Origin of the sequence: Flavipsychrobacter stenotrophus, from assembly GCF_002954265.1 — a bacterium.
GTDB lineage: Bacteria > Bacteroidota > Bacteroidia > Chitinophagales > Chitinophagaceae > Flavipsychrobacter > Flavipsychrobacter stenotrophus.
In genome coordinates, this window is record NZ_PPSL01000002.1 from 1054730 (window position 1) to 1070941 (window position 16212).

Sequence of the window (16212 nt, forward strand, 5' to 3'; positions counted from 1 at the left end):
AGATATATTTCGAAAATTAAAGGTAGAAATATTTTCATTCCCGCCTCCCTAATGCTTTCTTAAATGACATTATGACTACCAAAGGGTTAGCATTTTAGGGCTCCGATTTTACTTTCTTTTTGTAAATTTGAATTATAAATATTGTGGGTATGACGTTAGTAGCTTTAAACGAACTGAAAAAAGAAGTAAAGAATCTTATCGATGACGCGGATGAAGAAATGGTAAAAGCCATCCGTGCGATGCTTGAAAATGAGCAGGAAGATGACTGGTGGGATACTTTACCTGACGCCGTGAAAGCAGGCATTGATGAAGGTATAAAAGACATGGAAGAAGGGAGGGTTACACCACATGAAGAAGTGTGGAAAAAATATAGCAAGTGGACAACAAAATAGTTTGGTCAGAAAAATCTCAGAAAACATTTAATGACATTATTGAGTACCTATTAAAGGAATGGACAGAAAAAGAAATATTAAATTTCATTGACCTTGTTCATTCCAAGCTGGATCTGTTATATTCTTTTCCGTATTCCGGCACTACAGTACCAAATAGGAAAAACACCTTTCGAACAGTTATTCATAAGAGGGTAATACTTATTTATGACTACAAGCCACTCAAAAAAAAGGTAACATTACTTTTCTTCTGGAACACCCGGCAAGATCCGAAAGGCTTAAAGTTTTAAACAGAACATACAGGCTTGGTAGATTGCGAAATTTCGTCATAATACCCCACCCAAATTGTCGTTTATACACTCTCGTAAATGCACATGTAGTATTAAATTTGTGTATTAAATCCACCCTCATGTCAGCAACAACTGCAACCGGAAACTATGCCCATGTAAACGGCATAAAAATGTATTACGAGATTCATGGCTCGGGCAGCCCGCTGGTACTCATACATGGCGGCGGATCAACTCTTTATACAACATTTGGCAGAATAATGCCCATGCTGGCGCAAACGCACCAGATAATAGGTGTAGAACTACAGGCGCACGGCCATACGCAGGATAGAGATACGCACAGCAGTTTCGAACAGGATGCTGATGATGTGGCAGAACTACTTAAGCAACTGAATGTAACAGGTGCTAATGTGATCGGGTTCAGCAATGGCGGCACTACCGCTATGGCACTGGCCATAAGGCATCCTGACCGGGTACGTAAGCTGGTACTGGCATCAGCTTTATACAAAAGGTCTGGAATGCCGCCATGGTTCTGGGATTTCATGATGAACAGTGGTGGTCTTGACAGTATGCCGCAAGTGTACAAAGATGAATACCTGAAGATAAACCCCGATGACCATAAAGGTTTGAACGCTATGCACGACAGGGACGCCTACCGTATGCAGACATTTGTAGACTGGAGTGTTGATTCTATAAGATCTATACAGCAGCCCTCATTGGTGGTAGCAGGTGACCAGGATATAATAACAGTTGAACATACAATAGAAATGTATCGCCTGCTGCCGCACGGACGGTTAGCCATTCTTCCCGCGAACCATGGCAGCTATTTAGGCGAGATCATGACTCCGGACACAGGTAGCAAGATGCCGGCTTTGTTTGTGGCCATGGTTGAGGAGTTTTTGGCAGCGCCTATGCCGGAGGGTTAACGGGCACATCTATCTGCCAGCAAGTTCCACACTATCAATAATATACAAACTCAGTAAACCTTTTCGGTAATATATGCTCAGTGAGGCCGAGGAATCATACCTGTCTTTTTGCTTTTCATTGAAGCTGGCTTCACGTGGTTCATTCCTGAAAAGATACCCGGCATAATACACCTTATAGTCGCCTCCATGCCGATAGGTTCCTCTACGATATCGTTTTTGCATAACCTGTACATGTTGTTTTTGAGCCGCTTTTGCAAACCATTTATTGATTGCGAGAGCCAGACACGGCAACGTTGCGGCAAAGCATAATATAGCCAATACTACTATTGTCAGATGACTGGTTTTTTCGTTTCCTGAAAGAATTTTGAATACGCCAGTGCGGGGCATAACGAATACTGCGATCACGGTTGAAACAATAGCCATTATGTAAAGGATGATAATGCTCACCTGCGTACACGCAGCAAGTGTGAGGAGAAATTCGAAACAGGCAATGCCCTGTAACAACAGAAGTGTCCCGATTACTTTTGCTACAATAGGACTCTTAACCTTTTCCTGACACCTATCTTCACCCATTTTCATCGGCTTTATTTTTCTCCACTCTTACCCAAGTATTGGTAATAATGACGATAACAAATAACAGAGCAACAAAAATGCCCAAAAGGTAAGCTATCAAAGGCAACCACGGTAACAGCAGCGTTATGCCCAATATAATGGCGCCCGTTATAAAGAGTAACACTCTTAAAAGTTTCCTGGCGCCATGGTACTCAGCAGGATATTCTAAAAAACAACTGAGTGCTGAGGTACTCAGCAAGAAGAACGATATGCCTGTAGCATACATACCGCGTGGCACGTTCAGCGCACTGGCCGGCTGATGCATTACTCCGGGGAAATAAGCCCCCGCTATGCCCAGGCTGGCAATCAACGGTATATAGATGACAGACATCGTCATCCCTGCTGCATACCCCGGCTTGCTTTCCCTGTCTGCTATTAGTGCAAAGAATATCCACCAGAGGGCAAAGGTTATCAAGATCCCCAGCCCGAAGCACAACCACACCTGTGGTGAAATCTCATCTAACGGTCCAATGCAATTGATGACACCCAATATTGCCTCACCAAACACTATGATCACCATTAACCCCAGCCGCTCTACCATGCTCGATGATAAAGAGAAGTCATTGGCTCTTTCCGGGTATCTACGAAATGCCAAAAATGGAGGTAGATAATTAAGAAGAAGCGCTAACCAAAGTATAACACGCTTCTCTGTGGCCGGCGCAAACAAGGAGCAAATGATCAAAGCAAGAGATATCAGGTAGCAAACGGTGTAAGGCACATTCAGCTTGCGGTGCTCTTTATCATAGATACCAACACTCCACCACAGGTAGGTAATGAACAGCTGTAGAAAGGCAAGGCTTATGGTAGATCTGAATATCAGTTTGTCTGGCTGGCTGCCAAGCGTTACTGCCAGTGCAGCTACGGCCACCATTTGCCACAGTGTCATAAACCTTGTTCGCACGCCGGGTGTGCCATGCAGATCATAATACTGGCTGCCATTATACCAACCCCAGAAGATGATAGCGAACATGTAGAGGTAGTCAATAAACCCCACAACAGAGGTGTGCTGCACCAACAACTGAGTAGTGCGCGAGATCACAATCACATACACCAGGTCATAAAACAACTCCAGCCAGCTAATCTTTCGCTCAGCTGCACGGGTGGTAAATTTTTTAGGCGCTCCCCACCATATGCTGTTGTGTATGGCCATTTAGCTCAGATAATTATGACGTCAATTTAGTGATAAATACGGGAATCTCAGTTAATTCCGATTATATATAAGGGCCTTAGGTTGTGCGGACATTTTTGGAATACTATTATTATATATCTTTGTGCTCAGATGAACAGCAAGAATATTCATATTTTCTTTCCAACTCCTATAGCACGATGTATAGCGGGAGTGGGTTTACTATGCCTTTAGGGCTATATCATTTCCTCCTCCCCTCAATCTTTTAATAAGAAACATAGCTATTTTTGCACTGCTTTTGCCAAAGGCGGCATTGCTTATTGTTTACCATTTGTGGCCTGTTGCAGGCTACTGACTATATCATAAATAATGACACACGATCTACATTTTTACAATTCATATACCAGACAAAAAGAGAAGTTTGAATCTATAACCCCCGGCCATGTAGGCTTGTATGTGTGCGGACCAACAGTATCTGGTGAGTCTCACCTGGGCCACGCTCGTCCCTACATCACTTTTGATGTGGTACAGCGCTACCTGCGCCACCTGGGCTATAAAGTACGCTACGTGCGTAACATCACCGATGCCGGCCACTTTGAAGAGGAAGGTCGCGACGCGATAGACAAGGTGAATGAGAAAGCCAAGCTGGAAAAGATGGAGCCAATGGAAATGGTGCACAAATACACCAACCTGTTCCACCACGGCATGCGTTTGTTCAATAACGACGATCCTGCAATTGAGCCAACAGCCACCGGCCATATTATAGAGCAGATAAGCATGATAGAAACCATCATAGAGCGCGGTTATGCCTATGAGGTGAATGGTTCTGTTTACTTTGATGTGAATAAATATGCTGAAGGCTATCCTTACGGAAAGCTTTCGGGCCGCATACTGGAAGACCAGCTGGAAACTACACGTGAACTGGACGGACAGGACGAGAAGCGCAATAAAGCGGATTTCGCACTGTGGAAGAAAGCCCCGCCGGAACACCTTATGCGCTGGAAAAGCCCGTGGGGTGAAGGTTTCCCGGGTTGGCATATTGAGTGCTCGGCAATGAGCAGTAAGTATCTGGGCGAAGTGTTTGATATACACGGTGGCGGTATGGACCTGCAGTTTCCTCACCATGAGAGCGAGATAGCACAAAGCACTATTGCTCATGGTCACGCACCCGTGCGTTATTGGATGCATAATAACATGATCACCATCAACGGTAAGAAGATGGGGAAGAGTTATAATAACTTCATCACCCTGTCTCAATTGTTCAGTGGTGATCATCCCGTGTTGGAGCAGGCCTACCACCCAATGGTGGTGCGTTTCTATATACTGCAAACCCATTACCGCAGTACGCTCGACTTCAGTAATGAAGCACTACAAGCTTCTGAAAAAGCAGCACGCAGACTGTGGGAAGCACATGAGTTGGTGCAGAAGATGGTACACCCGGGTAATGATACCGCCGGTGATCCTAAACTTGACGAACAGGTAAATACCTGGATGAGAGAGTGCACAGAATTCATGAACGACGACTTTAATACCGCCAAGGTCATAGCTAACTTATTTGAGTTAACTCCGGTTATTAACGGCATTAAAGGTGGTCAGGTGAAAGCTGGCGCCCTGTCGGCGGCAACATTTGCATTACTTAAAGTAACATTCAAGGTATTTCTGGAGGATATACTGGGTATGCAGGCGCTGCAGGTAGCTCAGAACAACAAAATGGACCAGGTATTATCACTGTTGATAGAGATTCGTGCAGATGCTAAAAAGCGTAAAGACTTCGCTACCAGCGATCAGATACGCAACAAGCTGGCCGAAAACGGTGTGTTGTTGAAAGATGAGAAAGACGGCACAGTAAGTTATAGTATTGAGTAATTTTTTTTACGGGGCCGGCCATATTGGCCGGCCCATTTTTATAAAGGCTAAACGCTAAAAAGTAATGTTACTATAGCGGTAAAATCGTTTATACAATTGATTATTAGCTAGTTACGTTACCCCTCTTCCGATGTTAACTATAAATTAAGCTCAACCTCGAAAGGCATTTTTTCTGCAATTGAGTAGAAATTTGTTTAGTTTAGCGCCTGATAAGTTATGAGTAACACAGTACAACAAAAGGAAAGATTTCATTTTTTAGACGGACTACGTGGTATTGCGGCCAGCATGATAGTTATACATCATGCCTTCACCTCTAATATTGGAAAATTTCTTGATGCGCATCACCTTGGTGTTCTTTCGTTTTTGTATAGAAATTTTACGCAGTCGGGGGTGGAGTTGTTTTTTGTATTGAGTGGTGTAGTCTTACTCAGGCCCTACCTCAGGCAAGAGCGTAAATTCGAAGTTGGCAAATATTTTTACAGGAGAGCAAGGCGTATTTATCCTCCTTTTTGGGGCGCATTGGCTTTTGGTACATTGGTCGTTTACTTAAATACAACCTATCCTACATGGTACTCACGTATACTCATTCCGTTTTCGTTCACTAATACAGTGCGACAGATTGCTATATTTTCACCTAGAGGGGGTTATTACAATCTCGCATGGTGGAGCCTGCAAATTGAACTCCTTTTTTATATTTTTGTTCCTGCCGTCATTTATTTTTCATCTAAGCCAGAAAGATGGAATGCAAAAAAATTGTTTTTTCTAATCCCATTTTCTATTGCTGCAGTCGTAGGATTGCAGATGTTTTTTACTAACTATTTGCCCGGCCAATACACTATCTATCATGTAAGCGCAAACATATATAAGTTTATTGACTACCCTGTTTGCTTTATGATGGGTACCTACCTGGCATGCAAAAATGAGAATAACAATACTGCTCGCATTCTGATGTTACTTGGATTGGCAACATTGATTGTTTCTTACTTTTATGTTCCCTTGGTCTCAAGTGCATACGGACTAATTTATGGTGGCTTTATAATGATGGCCTTCAACACGGTAAGTATAAAAAAAGTGCTGAGTAATCCTATTATGATATGGCTTGGAGAGCGTTCTTATTCACTGTTTCTAATACATTTTTCAGTATTCTACTTTACTAACTTCATAGTATCGCACATAACTCCGGATAGAAACAGTACATACGCATTACTCACACGTCTGATAGGTATACCGCTGGCACTGTTCTTTGCTATGCTGCTGTTCCATTTCGTTGAGCGCAGGCAAGCTCGTGGCCTACTTACTGAGAAGGCTTTCTGGCCTTGGCAGGCAAAAAAAGTAATGGTGGATCAGGGGTTCTGATTTCTTTAGTAGAAGTTCTTTTGGTTGCTCGAGAAGTGGTTCAATCAACCTGTCTATGATCATCATGCGTGGCCGAGTATTATAATTGTAGCCATAATAGCCGGCAAAGCGGATGCGACCGCACTAAGAAATGACATTATAGCAAAAAAGAGCGCTATCATAGATACGCCCAATACTATGCCGGCAATGGCCATTCCTTTCTTCTTTCGCCGCACAAGGCCAATGCTGCCAAATATAACAGCAAACAGATCTGAGTAGAGCCAGATAACTACAGCCGTTACTAAAAAGGGAGAGAATAAAGTGCACATGGCTAGTATAAACGCCGCTACAGAAAGTAAGCCAAGATAAAGAGATAACCTACCAAATATACCACTGCGCTTCGCATGAGCAGGGTGCACCTCCTTTTGTTCATCGTTATTGTCACTCCGGTTTGCAGACATTATCTTATCGATACGTTTTGTTAGTAATGAACGATGTGTAGGCAGAACAGAATCTGTAGCGATATGCTGTGCGACCATGGTTCTTGCACTCATACTGTCGGCAACAATGTGAATAGGGAATGCTGCTTGTGCAGGCATTGTAACAATCAGTATAATGAATGAAGCGATAAAAAGTAATGACCGATAACTTAAAGCTCTGTTTGACATAACAATGATTTATTGAAGTGATGGAAGAACGCTGCGTAATTGGTTATCAGAATACAAGTTTGTAGCGGAGCACTTCCCAGTTTTTTTTAAGTGTGGCCTGCGGGTGGTCTATGTTCATTTTGATGACACCGGCATCGGCACTGATGTAGATGAAGTCGTTTTTGGCGTAAGGATAGCCGGCGATTGTGTTTCCTGCGTACAGATTGATCTCGGCTACATTGTAATAGGTGGTGCCATTGACCACATAGGACGAATAGACATTGGTGATGGTGCTATGGGCTACATCGTTACCGCCCAGGAGGGTTTCATAAAAACCTTTTTTAAAGGGGTAGCAGAATAGCTTACCTGAATAGCCATGGTCTCCAACTTTAGGGTCGTCAATGAAGAGCGATACGGTATTGACACCGAGGGCCACTCTCCAGTTAAATGTATCTACAGCATTGGCCTCACTGTTGTAGTCGGCAATACATAAACTCACATCATCTATGTCTGTACCATCTGTAATGTTGCTGACGTTGATCTTGTTTTTGTAGCCCACAATCACAAAGCTGTCTACCCTGCCAGTGAGATCATCGCTGTAGACCCAGTAGCTTTTTTCGTGGAAGCCGAAGTGTGTAACCACATCGGCATTGCTGAGCATGTTTTTAGCTTGTTTGATCTTGCCGCAGGCGGTCATTGATAAAGCAGCGACACCTGCTATTACGAGGGTATGTATGGATTTCATCTGTAAGCATTTTTATTAGTACAGGACAAAGGAATACATAAACCCGGAGCGGGAAAGGGGGCAGTTTACAAAGTGCGGCTTTGGGTTTATGAAGTGCGTAAAAGGGCGCGAGGACGGGACGGACCACAGTACTTTGGCAATTGCAGAAAGAGGTGTTTATAATTGATGCACTTCTATTAACGGAATATATTATTGAGCAGGAGGGCAAACTCTTGTTTGCAGGCACGGGCTATCTCTATGTGCGCACCATCAGCCATTTCCACATCTCCACCATCTTTGAGGGGGGAGTATTTTTTGATGTATTCAATATTGATGAGGTGCGACTTATGTGTGCGGAAGAAGCGCTCGTCGTGCAGGGCGGTCTGCATTTCTTTAAGGCTGCGCGATATAAGCCTTGTTTTACCATCGTTGGTAATGACCTTGCTATAGCTGCCTTCCGCTTCGATACGAATGATGTCAGTGATCTTCACAAACTCGGTACCTGTGGAAAATGGTATTCCTATTTTGCCTGAGAGCGTTTCACGAAGGCGCTTTATTTTATCATCAGTTGAGCCTTCGGTGTGCGTCTTTTCGCGCACCTTGTTCACTGCCTTAATAAGTTCGGGAATGCTTACCGGCTTCAGCAGGTAGTCTATGGCATTGAGCTTAAAGGCCTTTACCGCATATTCATTATAAGCCGTAACAAATATTACCTCGAAACTGCGGTCTCCCATATGCTCCAGGAGCTCTATACCAGTCATATGTGGCATCTCAATATCCAGAAAAACAAGATCGGGTTTGTGTGCTTCAATCTGGCTGATGCCATCTGCGGCGGTATATGCTTTACCTACTACCTCTACTCCATGACAATACTCCTTAAGCGATAACTCTATAGAAGTTACCGCACTCTTTTCATCATCTATAATAACAACTTTTATCATTGTATCAGATCATTTCATTTACTGGTATTGAAACAGCTACACTTGTCCCGCAAGGCGTTCCGTCGTCGTTAGAAAGGTCGGTGTAAGTTACCCCGATATCTGAATTATTCAGTGAGTTCAGTATATCTATTCTCTTTTGCGTGATCCTGGTACCGAGTGACTTTCCCTTCTCTCTATGCTTTCTAAATTCCGCTGCTGCAGCCCGGCCTATTCCATTATCTGCTATGATGCAAACAAGTAATTCCTGCTCTTTACGAACCTCTATAGTTAATGCCCGATCGGCACTTTTATGGAGTAGTCCGTGCCAGATGGCATTTTCTACATAGGGCTGTAAGATAAGCGGGGGTATGCGACTATCCATTGTCTCCTCGTCTTCAGGTAATTTCCAGATACAGGTAAAACTATCGTCAAACCTTTGCTGCTCCAGTTCAACATACAATTTCAGCACTTCTATTTCTTCTTCCACTGTAACATATTCATGTTGTGAGTTTTCAAGCACCTTGCGCATCAGCCCGGCAAACTTAGACAGGTATATATTTGCGGACAGCTTATCATTCTGAAGAATAAAGCTCTGAATAGAGTTGAGTGAGTTGAATATAAAATGCGGGTTCATTTGCTTGCGCAAGGCCATCTGCATATACCTGTCCAGATCCTCTTTCAGTGCTTCCTGCAGTTGGTGTGTATATGCGAGATTCTCTTCCAGGTTGTGCTTCTGTTCTTCTATTTTATTGTTCTGTACAAGCAGTTGTTCATTTACTTTCTTCTTAGTCCTATATTGCCGGAAGAGGGTTATTGCTAAAACGATTGCCAGCACCAGCGAGATGCCGATAAGCAAAAGATATTGCTGTTGCTTACGAATAAAAACATTACTCTTTTGTATCTCGTCGCCCTTCTTTTCCCCGTCTATTGTCAGGGTTTCTATTTCTCCTTGTTGCTTTGCCAGTTCGTACCTGGCTTGCAGTTCGCTTATCTGCTTTTCTGTCTGTACCTGCAGTAAAGAATCCTTTATGGCAGTGTATTGCTTGAAATAGAATAAGGCGTTCTTCACATCTTTCTTCTGATCGTATGCGTCGGAAAGGCCCTTTAGTGCTGTTTGTTGAACAGAAGGATTGTGTGTCTCTTTTGCTTCCGCAAGTCCTTTTTCGTAATAGCGTACTGCCTCGCCGGGGTTATTTGCCTTCAGGTAATAGTCGCCTTTATCTAAGTATGGATTTGTAGCTGTTTCATTTTTTGCGGAAGCTCTTGCGATAACAACAGGAGGCGCATCGCTATGCGATTGCTGCTTTTCTCTCGAAGTGGCGACGGAATTGTTTCTTTTTGCTATGACCGCTTTCCTGGCAACAGAGACTGTATGGTATACCAGACCTACACCGCCGGAATCGTTACGGGCCATACTATCTGCCTTTTTATATCGCCCTTTTACGTCCTTTGAAAACTCGTTGATCTGCTGTATGTATTTATGGGTTGCTCTGGAACTATCTAATTTGCCGTACATACTCTTCAGCCGCGACCCAAGTTTGCCACCTCTCGGTTTGACGGTGTCTTGTGCACTTACCGAGCAACATAAAACAATAAAAAAGATGGTTATACAGATACGCATTTGAGCAACTATGTTCTGAAGTAATTCAAAAGTATGGATTATTAATTTAGCGGGTAGTGGGTGTAGTGTTAGTTTGCCTGAACCAATAGTTTGGCGAAAGCTCACCAGGCCGGGTAGGGGATCAAAGAAGAGAGGATACCTCTAAAGCAAAAGAGGCAAACAGTTTACACTGATTGCCTCTTTTTGAGTGCGGGCGGAGGGACTCGAACCCCCAAGCCGCAAAGCACTAGATCCTAAGTCTAGCGCGTCTACCAATTTCGCCACGCCCGCATTTGGGACGGCAAAGGTATTGAATGTTTTTATAAAACCAAATTATTCGTTGGTTTTTGTTTTTGACATTGGAATGTGTATTTAAACAGACGTTCAATATTCCACATCAGGCCTGTAACCGACGGAGTGATCGTGTTTTCATTTGCTATCTACTGATAACCACTTTATGCATTTTGCGGGTGTTGTTGCCTTCAAGCAAGAGGTAATACACGCCACACGGAAGGTGGCTTATATTAACCGTAGTTTCTTTGGTAACCAGTTTTTGCGTGAGTACTGCCTGGCCTAGTGCATTGCTTATTGTTACACTACTGTAGTCAAATGTGGCCGATGAAATATTCATCTGGTCGATTGCCGGATCGGGGTAAATGGTGGTTTGTTCGTCTTTATTGGTTGCTGCAATATCAAGCGTGCAGGGGTCTGAGCAACCTTCAACCAGAACTGTCATTTCGTATTCAGATGAGCCAATAAGAATGCCGGCCCTACTTTTGTCAATTTTATATACCACAACTGATCTCTGGAACTGGTTGGGCATAAAAGACATGTTACCGGTTGCCGGACTGAACAAGAAAGAACCAGGAACAATGGCTAAAGGCGCGGTGGCAGTATAAGGAGAAACGTATGGTGCAAAAATTCCTGTATTGCCATTCATTGGCGCAACTAAGGACACTGTAATACTGTCACCATCGGGATCTATTATTCCTGGATTATAGGCACCGGGAAAACCCATGCAAAAATAGGTTGAAATGGCATTAGTAATGACCGGACTTGACCCGGGAAACCGTCCACTTACAGTTGCCATCAGTTGCATGGTAGAGCCGGAAGATAAAAGGTTTGTTACCTGTAAAGACCTTCCGGAAGAGACGGGGGGCGCGAAGGAGGAGGCATTTGTGCCGTCGTAAAGAAAAAGCCATGTTTTTGCTGCTGACAGCAAAGTAAAATTTGCACTGTAAACATACTTCCTAAAGCCTGGTATCAAAGAGGTGAGGCTGGTACATTGATCGACCAGAGGTTGTGGACAGGGAGGCATTAGCGGCACACCTGACAGAGCCGTGTCTATGGTAAGCGGAACAAGGCGCTTGACCGTATCGGTTGAGGCCCATACATTGGGTGACATTCCCTGCATGTAACTAAGTAGTAAGCTATCACCTGTACAGTCGGTATAAATAACAAGTGTGACCTTATATGTACTGTCACTCAAGTGCGTATAGCCAATTCTCCCGCCAATAACATGTGTTGCGTAAGACGAAAAAAGTGAGGTAAAGAGTAAGCAAAATGTCAAAAGGAGAATTCGTTTCATAACGTAGGTTTTTAAAAAAGAATCAATATTTTATTTCACACAAAGTTGGTGCATTTATGTTTATTGTAAACGTGTTCACAATTAATTAAACATTTGTTGTTTAGTGCAGTGCCGGCTCGCACTGTTGGTTACTACCTGCTGATCACTATTTTTTGTACTCTTCTTGTTGTCTTTCCTTCGAGTATTAAAAAGTAGATACCTGCCGGGAATCCAGAGGTGTTGAGTTGGGTTACATTATAGGTAATCGGCTGCTCCCAGATAAACTGGCCAAGCATGTTCCTGACAGATACTTTACTGTACTGCATGGTAGGGAGCGATATAAATACCTTGTCATTGGCCGGTACAGGGTATATAGTTGCAGCGCTATCTATGTTATAAGGGTCGGAGCAGACTTCTGCCAACACTATCATCTCGTGCTGCGATGTGCCCACAAGCACACCACCTCTTCTCTCTTCTATGTTATACACTACTATTGAGCGCTGCTGCTTGTTAGGAGTGAAAGACATACCACCGGTAGCATTACTAAAAGTAAAAGAACCTGCCGCTGTAGCTAAGGGTGATGTAGCTGTATAAGGTGGCTTATATGCTAATGGACTGGTATAATCACTGAGGAAATAAGCGGAATCATTACCAATTGTAACCGGGGCAACAAGATCAAATGTAAGGTTGTCGTTCTCCGGATCGGTAGCATTAGGGTGGTAGCTACTGCTGCTGTTAATGCAGAAATATGAAGGCATGAAACTGCCCAGAGCAGGGCTTGAATTATGATACAGACTGTTCAGATCAGCTTCCAACGCTATCAGGTAGCCATTATCGCTAAGGTTTGTAGTGCCTGTTCTGCCTAATAACTGATTGGTGCTGCCGGTGCAGATAAACCGCCATGTGGCAGATCGGTGCGGCAAGGTATATGTTCCGCTGAATGTGTATTTACGAACTCCGGGAATGATAGAGGTAAGGCTGCGGCACTGTGTGGGCGCGTCTATTCCGCAGGGGTTGGGCATATCTACCGGCGTATCTGCTATACCACGGGTGAGTACAAAGGTATCAACAAGCGTATGCGCGTCATAAGCGCATATAAAAATTCTATTGTCGGGTAATGTTGTGTATAAGTCGGGGACGCCGGTAACACAATCTATGTAGAGCGTTACAGACACATTGTATGTGCTATCACTTACATGGTTATAAAAGATCTCGCTTGAGTAAACGTGTGATGCGCGTGAACTGGTGACGGAAAACAGGCATAGAAAACAGATGACACAAAGTAGCCGGGAAGAAAATTTCATAACAGTAGATTATAGAGCAAACGATAGTTGCTAAGGTATTCACTATTTGTTTCTTGTGCAAACTGGGCATTGTATGTTCTGAAAGCCTCATTCGCCGACCTTCTCCAAAAGGAGAAGCGTGTGTGATGCAGTAAAACAAAAGCTCCATACAGTTGGGGTTGTATGGAGCTGTGAATAATTATAGTTGGTAACGCTTAGTGTTTGAAATGCCTGGTGCCGGTCATTACCATTACCATGCCGTTTTCCTGGCAGTAGGCAACGCTGTCTTTGTCGCGTACTGAACCTCCGGGCTGTATCACCGCATTGATACCGGCAGCGTGTGCCATCTTCACGCAATCGTCGAATGGGAAGAAAGCATCGGATGCCATAACTGCACCGGTAAGACTGAAGCCAAATTGGTTGGCTTTGTCGAGTGCCTGGCGCAGGGCATCTATGCGGCTGGTTTGTCCGCAACCCTTACCTATTAGTTGTTTGTCTTTTACTATGGCTATGGCGTTTGACTTAAGGTGCTTGCAAACAATGTTGGCAAACAACAGATCCTGCTTCTCCGCTTCTGTTGACGGACGTGCACCGGCTTCTGTCCACTCAGCATAGTTCTGTGTATCACCATCCTGAACTAATACACCATTTAGTATACGCTTGTATTCGCGCGCAGGGAAGAAGGTTTTCTTCTGCTGGAGGAGGTTGCGGTTCTTCTTTGTCTTCAGCAATTCTAAAGCATCGGCATCGAATGATGGAGCGATCAAAATCTCAAAGAATAGTTCATTGATCTTTTGTGCTGCGCTCATGGTAATAGGCTGGTTGGTGATGAGCACACCGCCAAAGGCGCTTTCCCTGTCGCCGGCCAAAGCTGCTTCCCATGCATGTTCTACAGTATCGCGTTCAGCAATGCCGCAAACGTTGGTATGCTTGATGATGGCAAAAGCAGGCTTCTGAAATTCTGCTATTATCTGTGTGGCAGCATCTACATCTACCAGGTTGTTGTAAGAAAGTTCTTTACCGTTCAGTTTGGTAAACAACTCATCGAGGTCGCCATAGAATGCAGCCTTTTGATGAGGGTTTTCTCCGTAACGCAATGATTGCTTGTTGCCATAAGACAACTGGAACGGACTATTATCTGCCTCGCGATTGAAGTAATCTGCAATAGCTACATCATAATGCGCACACTCCGCAAAGGCAGCCGCAGCATAACGCTTTCTGTCAGCAAGAGAGGTAACGCCAACCTGCTCGTTCAACAGGCTTACCAGACCTTCATATTGTGTGCGCGAAGATATTATACAAACATCGGCATGGTTCTTACCTGCAGCGCGTATCAGTGACACACCACCTATATCTACCTTTTCAGTTATTGCCTTATCGTCGGTTGTAGACTTTACTGTTTCTTCGAAAGGATAAAGATCAACAATAACAAGATCAAGCAATGGGATCTCGTACTCTGCTATGTGGTTGCGGTCGCCCTCAAAATCGCGGCGGGCCAGGATACCACCAAACACCTTTGGGTGCAGGGTCTTTACGCGTCCACCAAGAATTGATGGATAGCCCGTAACACTTTCTACCGAAGTGCATGGCAGGCCCAGCTGCTCAATAAAAGTTTGCGTGCCGCTTGTAGAGTACATTGTTACTCCCAGTTCATGCAGCTTTCTTACTACTGGTTCCAGTCCGTCTTTATAAAAAACAGATATCAGCGCAGATTGTATGGTACGGTTCATTATACAGTTGAAATTTTGCGCGAAGATACTAAGGATTCGGGTAAGGGCTAATATCCCGATTTTCAGGCCTATTAGGGATAGCTGATGGATGGATATTTTGTTGTGATCTTGTCTATTGCATAATAACATGGCTGGCCTTTGTAATGATAGACCAATAAGGCAACCCCTTTATATTTTACGGGCGGCTTTGCGGTCTTTATGGTCTTGTTGCCACTGCTATAGGGGTCTTCTACTGAGGAGTGAAAAGACCGATCTACTGCTACGTTTATGGTGTATACTATACTCTTCTTTCCTGCTTTACAAACTGTATTGAAGGCTGTTTTGTCATCAATCTTTACCAATAACCTGGTGGGGTCATTACCTATCCAGATGGTATCTAATGAAAAGGCTGTTTTATCGATTCCGGAACATTCTATTGTGAAAGTATACCGGGTGCCGGCATGACCCGCTACTCCACCGCTCCAATCGGTGCTCGATGAATTGATGAGTTTTACGTTTTGTGCGTAGGTGACCATTGGCATGATAAGAAGAATAAGAAGCGCTGCTCTGCGCATACCACTGATTTTTAACTAAGGTAAGCAAATGTGGTGCTTTCTTATTGTATTAACGGAGCTTAAACCATCGCATCAACAAAGTATATTCGGCATGATATTTGCAATTAACTATATTCATTCCTAAAAATTTCCGACAATGAAAACCTGTCTTCATTTTCTATTTACAGCACTGCTGATCATTAGTTTAGGTTCTTGTAAAAAAGACAAAACGACTTCTTATACTATAACCGGAGATTATCTGATAGCAGGGCGTGCCATGTCGTTTACCATAGCAGGAGCAAAGACCAATTACTACATTGTGAGTGGTGGTGAACTGAGGAAAGACTCAACTCAGTTGAACCAGGCCCCACCTACCGACATTGGCCAGTTCAGATTTACGGTTTTAATGCCCGCTGCAAATTATGCGGCCGTTGCAGACCTGCAGACTTCCATACCTGCAGAATTATTGAGCAGGAATAATCAGCACATTGGCACGCAATTGCCTGATGCAGGTTATATGGATGTACGCACTGTATCTGGTGGCGTAGCATATCATTGGTATATTGAAAATGACCAGACAGCCAGTAGCGCGGCGGTGCAATCTTTTGCATCGAGGTTAACAAGTAATTTCCAATAACAACCATCGGTAACGTGCACATTTACAAAC

The 16212-nt window shown here is 43.8% G+C and carries 16 protein-coding genes and 1 tRNA gene; 6 read left to right on the forward strand and 11 right to left on the reverse strand.

The annotated features are described in order from the left end of the window. Positions 1-149 precede the first annotated feature (149 nt). The 3 genes from CJD36_RS09785 (at position 150) to CJD36_RS09795 (ending at position 1602) form a co-directional block, all read left to right on the forward strand. Positions 150-392, forward strand: coding sequence for a hypothetical protein (locus CJD36_RS09785; RefSeq protein WP_105038948.1), 243 nt, complete (start codon positions 150-152; stop codon positions 390-392). Then, entirely contained in the window at positions 377-679 is a 303-nt protein-coding gene (locus tag CJD36_RS23965) for a type II toxin-antitoxin system RelE/ParE family toxin (protein WP_105038949.1), read from the forward strand. The genes CJD36_RS09785 and CJD36_RS23965 overlap by 16 nt, the downstream gene beginning before the upstream one ends. Positions 680-798: 119 nt before the next feature. Further along, positions 799-1602 (forward strand): alpha/beta fold hydrolase, encoded by an 804-nt coding sequence (locus tag CJD36_RS09795; protein ID WP_105038950.1) that lies wholly within the window; start codon positions 799-801, stop codon positions 1600-1602. A gap of 9 nt (positions 1603-1611) precedes the next feature. On the opposite strand, the gene CJD36_RS09800 is transcribed toward CJD36_RS09795, so the two are convergent. Then, positions 1612-2175, reverse strand: coding sequence for a hypothetical protein (locus CJD36_RS09800; RefSeq protein WP_161499265.1), 564 nt, complete (start codon positions 2173-2175; stop codon positions 1612-1614). Beyond that, the gene (locus CJD36_RS09805) at positions 2168-3364 is read right to left on the reverse strand and encodes a low temperature requirement protein A (protein ID WP_105038952.1); all 1197 of its coding nucleotides are present in this window, start codon (positions 3362-3364) and stop codon (positions 2168-2170) included. Before CJD36_RS09805 ends, CJD36_RS09800 begins: the two co-directional genes overlap by 8 nt. Before the next feature lie 345 nt (positions 3365-3709). Between CJD36_RS09805 and cysS the strand changes: the two genes are divergently transcribed. Together cysS and CJD36_RS09815 are read left to right on the forward strand one after the other, a co-directional pair. Continuing rightward, positions 3710-5206, forward strand: a complete 1497-nt coding sequence (cysS, locus tag CJD36_RS09810; protein ID WP_205685581.1) for a cysteine--tRNA ligase — start codon at positions 3710-3712, stop codon at positions 5204-5206. Positions 5207-5422: 216 nt separating this feature from the next. Next, entirely contained in the window at positions 5423-6562 is a 1140-nt protein-coding gene (locus CJD36_RS09815) for an acyltransferase family protein (RefSeq protein WP_105038954.1), read from the forward strand. A 62-nt stretch (positions 6563-6624) separates the two neighbouring features. On the opposite strand, the gene CJD36_RS09820 is transcribed toward CJD36_RS09815, so the two are convergent. The 9 genes from CJD36_RS09820 to CJD36_RS09860 all read right to left on the reverse strand — a co-directional run bounded on the left by CJD36_RS09820 (position 6625) and on the right by CJD36_RS09860 (position 15566). Then, positions 6625-7209, reverse strand: a complete 585-nt coding sequence (locus CJD36_RS09820) for a DUF4190 domain-containing protein (protein ID WP_133162582.1) — start codon at positions 7207-7209, stop codon at positions 6625-6627. A gap of 46 nt (positions 7210-7255) precedes the next feature. Next, a complete protein-coding gene (locus tag CJD36_RS09825) occupies positions 7256-7933 on the reverse strand; it encodes a hypothetical protein (RefSeq protein WP_105038956.1) in 678 nt (225 codons plus the stop codon). A gap of 176 nt (positions 7934-8109) precedes the next feature. After that, positions 8110-8853 (reverse strand): LytR/AlgR family response regulator transcription factor, encoded by a 744-nt coding sequence (locus CJD36_RS09830; RefSeq protein ID WP_105038957.1) that lies wholly within the window; start codon positions 8851-8853, stop codon positions 8110-8112. Positions 8854-8857: 4 nt separating this feature from the next. After that, positions 8858-10453, reverse strand: coding sequence for a histidine kinase (locus CJD36_RS09835; protein WP_105038958.1), 1596 nt, complete (start codon positions 10451-10453; stop codon positions 8858-8860). A 188-nt stretch (positions 10454-10641) separates the two neighbouring features. Then, positions 10642-10723 (reverse strand) — tRNA-Leu (locus CJD36_RS09840). A gap of 145 nt (positions 10724-10868) precedes the next feature. Then, a complete protein-coding gene (locus CJD36_RS09845; protein WP_105038959.1) occupies positions 10869-12020 on the reverse strand; it encodes a T9SS type A sorting domain-containing protein in 1152 nt (383 codons plus the stop codon). Between the two features lie 131 nt (positions 12021-12151). Then, positions 12152-13303 carry a T9SS type A sorting domain-containing protein gene (locus CJD36_RS09850; RefSeq protein WP_105038960.1) on the reverse strand — a complete coding sequence of 384 codons (1152 nt, stop codon included), beginning with the start codon at positions 13301-13303 and terminating at the stop codon, positions 12152-12154. A 194-nt stretch (positions 13304-13497) separates the two neighbouring features. Then, positions 13498-15012 (reverse strand): bifunctional phosphoribosylaminoimidazolecarboxamide formyltransferase/IMP cyclohydrolase, encoded by a 1515-nt coding sequence (gene purH / locus CJD36_RS09855; protein ID WP_105038961.1) that lies wholly within the window; start codon positions 15010-15012, stop codon positions 13498-13500. 71 nt (positions 15013-15083) lie between these two features. Further along, the gene (locus CJD36_RS09860) at positions 15084-15566 is read right to left on the reverse strand and encodes a hypothetical protein (RefSeq protein ID WP_105038962.1); all 483 of its coding nucleotides are present in this window, start codon (positions 15564-15566) and stop codon (positions 15084-15086) included. Positions 15567-15702: 136 nt separating this feature from the next. Here CJD36_RS09860 and CJD36_RS09865 point away from each other — a divergent pair, with 136 nt between their 5' ends. Beyond that, positions 15703-16182, forward strand: a complete 480-nt coding sequence (locus CJD36_RS09865; protein ID WP_105038963.1) for a hypothetical protein — start codon at positions 15703-15705, stop codon at positions 16180-16182. Positions 16183-16212: the final 30 nt, after the last annotated feature.

Coding starts and splice junctions, on each gene's coding strand:
- CJD36_RS09785 (WP_105038948.1), top strand. CDS start 150: ATGACGTTAGTAGCTTTAAACGAACTGAAAAAAGAAGTAAAGAATCTT.
- CJD36_RS09795 (WP_105038950.1), top strand. CDS start 799: ATGTCAGCAACAACTGCAACCGGAAACTATGCCCATGTAAACGGCATA.
- CJD36_RS09800 (WP_161499265.1), bottom strand. CDS start 2,175: ATGGGTGAAGATAGGTGTCAGGAAAAGGTTAAGAGTCCTATTGTAGCA.
- CJD36_RS09805 (WP_105038952.1), bottom strand. CDS start 3,364: ATGGCCATACACAACAGCATATGGTGGGGAGCGCCTAAAAAATTTACC.
- cysS (WP_205685581.1), top strand. CDS start 3,710: ATGACACACGATCTACATTTTTACAATTCATATACCAGACAAAAAGAG.
- CJD36_RS09815 (WP_105038954.1), top strand. CDS start 5,423: ATGAGTAACACAGTACAACAAAAGGAAAGATTTCATTTTTTAGACGGA.
- CJD36_RS09820 (WP_133162582.1), bottom strand. CDS start 7,209: ATGTCAAACAGAGCTTTAAGTTATCGGTCATTACTTTTTATCGCTTCA.
- CJD36_RS09825 (WP_105038956.1), bottom strand. CDS start 7,933: ATGAAATCCATACATACCCTCGTAATAGCAGGTGTCGCTGCTTTATCA.
- CJD36_RS09830 (WP_105038957.1), bottom strand. CDS start 8,853: ATGATAAAAGTTGTTATTATAGATGATGAAAAGAGTGCGGTAACTTCT.
- CJD36_RS09835 (WP_105038958.1), bottom strand. CDS start 10,453: ATGCGTATCTGTATAACCATCTTTTTTATTGTTTTATGTTGCTCGGTA.
- CJD36_RS09845 (WP_105038959.1), bottom strand. CDS start 12,020: ATGAAACGAATTCTCCTTTTGACATTTTGCTTACTCTTTACCTCACTT.
- CJD36_RS09850 (WP_105038960.1), bottom strand. CDS start 13,303: ATGAAATTTTCTTCCCGGCTACTTTGTGTCATCTGTTTTCTATGCCTG.
- purH (WP_105038961.1), bottom strand. CDS start 15,012: ATGAACCGTACCATACAATCTGCGCTGATATCTGTTTTTTATAAAGAC.
- CJD36_RS09860 (WP_105038962.1), bottom strand. CDS start 15,566: ATGCGCAGAGCAGCGCTTCTTATTCTTCTTATCATGCCAATGGTCACC.
- CJD36_RS09865 (WP_105038963.1), top strand. CDS start 15,703: ATGAAAACCTGTCTTCATTTTCTATTTACAGCACTGCTGATCATTAGT.